Source organism: uncultured Sulfitobacter sp., assembly GCF_947497275.1.
Classification (GTDB): Bacteria; Pseudomonadota; Alphaproteobacteria; order Rhodobacterales; family Rhodobacteraceae; genus Sulfitobacter.
This window is the reverse complement of sequence record NZ_CANMFS010000034.1, coordinates 1-2,975: the sequence shown is the minus strand read 5'-3', so window position 1 is coordinate 2,975 and position 2,975 is coordinate 1. Positions and strand designations below refer to the sequence as shown.

Below are 2,975 nucleotides of genomic sequence, written 5' to 3'. Positions count from 1 at the left end.
AGGGGCCATGCCGTCAAGGGGGCTACCGCCCCCGGCGCGTTCCGCGCCTCCCCCGTGGATATTTAGAGAAAGATGAAGATGAGACGGCGCGCGCGGCGCAACGCAATTCACATTGACGGAAAGGGGGAAAATGCTAACCTGAACGGGCGGAACAGGCAGGGATGCCGATGGCCGTGAAAGGTGAAGTTTTCTTCCCGCGACCGGACCTGCAAGGGTCCGGTCGTTTTCATAGGAAGGGGATGTAGGACAGCACCGTCTCGAAGAACGCCGCGATGTGGAACATCGCGAAGCTGTAAAGACGGATCGCGGCGACCACGACAGCGACCAGAGCGACGTAGAAAAAGAATACCGCGATACTTCCGAAGTCGAGGCCGCGACCAGGCGCACCGTTAGCACGGGCGGCACGGCGGGCGGCGTCAGCCTTCACCCGGCGTTGATGATCGGCGTAGTAGAAAAGCCCTTCGGTTTGCGAATAACCCATGATCCACCTCCTTTGCGGCCATTGCTTTCACCCGCAAAAGCAAATGGCGCAACAGGAGAGGTGGGCTAGCACAAATCAGGGCATTTGTCACTCACGCGGTTACTTCTTGCGCGAGACGAATCCGTCCTCGGTGAAGGCGTCGATCTGGGCTTCGGTGCGGCGGCTCATGCGCCTGCCGTCACCTGACACCATGATTTCGGCCTCGGGATTGATCCTGATGATGGACCCGTCGCCTTCAAGGTAGGTGGTATCGGCGTCCCGTTCGACCTTGACGCTGCCGCCCGGATCGACGTGAACCCAGACGTTATCGACCTTCACCCGGACCATGTGTTCGTCAATGATGATGCCCGACCAGCCCAAAGGCTGGTCGCGGCGGATCACCATCTTGTCGGGATGGAGCTTGATCTGAACGTCCTCAACATCGTCCGCGCCGCGCAGGACGATGAACGCCTCTTGGTCCTCGGGCTTCGACAGAAGCCGCGCGAAGGCGTCCTTGGGGCGCCAAAGAAACGGCTCGTCACGTTTCTCGCGCTTCTTGTTCTTGTGGAACGCGATCAGCAGTTCGGCCGATTTCCAGACTGCGCGGACGGGGGAGGGGAGTGTCATGCCAGATCCGTTTCGGCAAAGTCGTTGCCCTTGTAGAGAACGCCCACGCGATAGGCTTTGGCGCAGGCGTAGGCGAAGCAGTCGCCGAAATTGAGCTGGGCCGGATGGCCCACGGTCTTGCCGTAGGTGCGCGCGGCCTCTTGGGCCAAGCGCCCGATACTGCCCGATATGTGAATGTCGCGGGCCTTCACCACGTCGAGAAAATCCGCAACGGCCCGTTCGGCTTCCTCGTGCGTTGCCGCGTCCCGGCGTTTGTCCCCCGCGATGCGGCGGGCCAAGGCGACGGACGCCTCGAACCGGGCCAGCGGCGAGCAATAGAGCTGTTGCTGCAAACCCTCGATGTGCTTGAGATGCGCCTTCGCGTCAGGCTCGTTCCCAAGGATAGCGACGATCACGGATGCGTCCAGAAACATCAGTCGCCCTCCCACATTTCGTCGGTGAAGGACTTCATGTCGAAGTCGGGATCGACCGGGCCGAGCGCGGCCAGCCGCGCTTGAATCGGTGCGATGCGGTCGGCTAAGGGTATCTTGTCCAGCTTGGCCGCGAGTGCAGCTTGAAGCGCCTGCCGCACCGCGTCGGTCTTCGTCTTGGCCCCGGTCGCCTGCATGACCTGTTCCGCCAGTTCGTCCACCTTGTCGTCTCGGATGTAGAGGGGCATGGAATATCCTTCCGTGTATATCCTGCATATTACCAAACGAATATCCCGCCGTCTATCCAGAATATCCGATCTGTCCTGCGTCCGCGCGGCCCTGGGCCGCGCTGCGGCGCGCAAGCGCCGGGCCGGGGCGGCGGGGTTCCCGAACCCTGCCGCCCCGGTTAATAAAGAGGGGTCAAACCATCGCGGAAAGCCCGACCTCGAAGGGCCGGGCCTACCTGTCAGGCGAACAGGTCAGGCGTTGCGGCGGGGCTGCGGGCGGCGGGGTTCTTTACGTCCACCACGACGCTGGCGATCCGCTCGCGGCGCTCTCCGAAGTCTGTCCGGTAAGCCTCCCGCATCCTGACCGTGTAGCGTCCAGCTTGGCGCGGGTCCGCCTCGACGGCGTAGCGTTTCGGGGACTTACCCCGCCCCAGCCATAGCGGTTCTTCGCTCGGCGGCTGGTCCGCAAGATAGTCGATGCAATCGAGAATATTTCGCTTGTCCTGGGCCGTGATGTGCCGCCCCTCGATCAGTTTTACGCTGCGCTTCATCGGGCGATTTCCTTCTCGACGGTGGAACACTCGCCGCCGCAATCCTCGCAATCCCGGCTGTCGAAGATCGCGACCAGTTCCCACGTTTGCAGTTCGGGGTTCCACGCGGCATAGGCGTCGGCGCGCACGTCCTGACTGCCGCATGTGCTGCAATGGACGGTGATGGGGTTATCATAGGGCATTAGCTGCCCTCCTGTTCACGATTGCGGGGCACCCGCACAGGCCCCACGGGGCCGCTTCATAGGCGGCGGTTTCAGTCTGGTCGGCATAGCGGTCGGCAATGTCGTCCAGCTTCTTGAACAGGGACATTTCCGGCACGTTGCCCTCGTGGCATTGGTAGAGAAGGCAGTTTGCGGCCTTGAGGATCGCGACGAAGTTCGCCCCTTCGACGTGTTCAAAGCGATAGCGACAGATCGTGTTCAGATAATCGCTGGCATCGGCGTTCGCGTAGCTCGCTTCGATAGCCATCGCGTTCATCAGCCAGAGCGACTGGCCCAGCTTGTCCATTTCATCGGTGCTGCGCGGCCCTTCGGCCATCAAGATCAAGGTAGCCGCCGCGTTGATCGTCTGCGGTCCTACGAAAAATGCTGACATGGTTGCGAACTCCTTTGTGGTGGTGGCGCGGGGTGCTTTGGTGCGCCCCTTTCGCCCCTCCTTTTTACCTTGTTTATATGGCCCGGCCCAGCTTTTTATTGCCGTT

7 protein-coding genes are annotated in these 2,975 nt (G+C 61.6%); all 7 read right to left on the bottom strand.

Annotation, left to right across the window (positions count from 1 at the left end; translation table 11 throughout):
• Positions 1 to 226: 226 nt before the first annotated feature.
• The 7 genes from Q1A06_RS20820 to Q1A06_RS20790 all read right to left on the bottom strand — a co-directional run bounded on the left by Q1A06_RS20820 (position 227) and on the right by Q1A06_RS20790 (position 2,869).
• Positions 227 to 481 carry a hypothetical protein gene (locus Q1A06_RS20820; RefSeq protein WP_299568032.1) on the bottom strand — a complete coding sequence of 85 codons (255 nt, stop codon included), beginning with the start codon at positions 479 to 481 and terminating at the stop codon, positions 227 to 229.
• A gap of 99 nt (positions 482 to 580) precedes the next feature.
• Positions 581 to 1,087, bottom strand: coding sequence for a hypothetical protein (locus Q1A06_RS20815; protein ID WP_299568031.1), 507 nt, complete (start codon positions 1,085 to 1,087; stop codon positions 581 to 583).
• The gene (locus Q1A06_RS20810) at positions 1,084 to 1,500 is read right to left on the bottom strand and encodes a type II toxin-antitoxin system VapC family toxin (RefSeq protein ID WP_299568030.1); all 417 of its coding nucleotides are present in this window, start codon (positions 1,498 to 1,500) and stop codon (positions 1,084 to 1,086) included. The genes Q1A06_RS20815 and Q1A06_RS20810 overlap by 4 nt, the downstream gene beginning before the upstream one ends.
• Positions 1,500 to 1,745, bottom strand: coding sequence for a type II toxin-antitoxin system VapB family antitoxin (locus tag Q1A06_RS20805; RefSeq protein ID WP_299568029.1), 246 nt, complete (start codon positions 1,743 to 1,745; stop codon positions 1,500 to 1,502). The genes Q1A06_RS20810 and Q1A06_RS20805 overlap by 1 nt, the downstream gene beginning before the upstream one ends.
• A 218-nt stretch (positions 1,746 to 1,963) precedes the next feature.
• Positions 1,964 to 2,275 carry a hypothetical protein gene (locus tag Q1A06_RS20800; RefSeq protein WP_299568028.1) on the bottom strand — a complete coding sequence of 104 codons (312 nt, stop codon included), beginning with the start codon at positions 2,273 to 2,275 and terminating at the stop codon, positions 1,964 to 1,966.
• Positions 2,272 to 2,457 (bottom strand): hypothetical protein, encoded by a 186-nt coding sequence (locus tag Q1A06_RS20795; protein WP_299568026.1) that lies wholly within the window; start codon positions 2,455 to 2,457, stop codon positions 2,272 to 2,274. Before Q1A06_RS20795 ends, Q1A06_RS20800 begins: the two co-directional genes overlap by 4 nt.
• Positions 2,447 to 2,869 (bottom strand): hypothetical protein, encoded by a 423-nt coding sequence (locus Q1A06_RS20790; RefSeq protein WP_299568025.1) that lies wholly within the window; start codon positions 2,867 to 2,869, stop codon positions 2,447 to 2,449. Before Q1A06_RS20790 ends, Q1A06_RS20795 begins: the two co-directional genes overlap by 11 nt.
• Between the last annotated feature and the right edge of the window lie 106 nt (positions 2,870 to 2,975).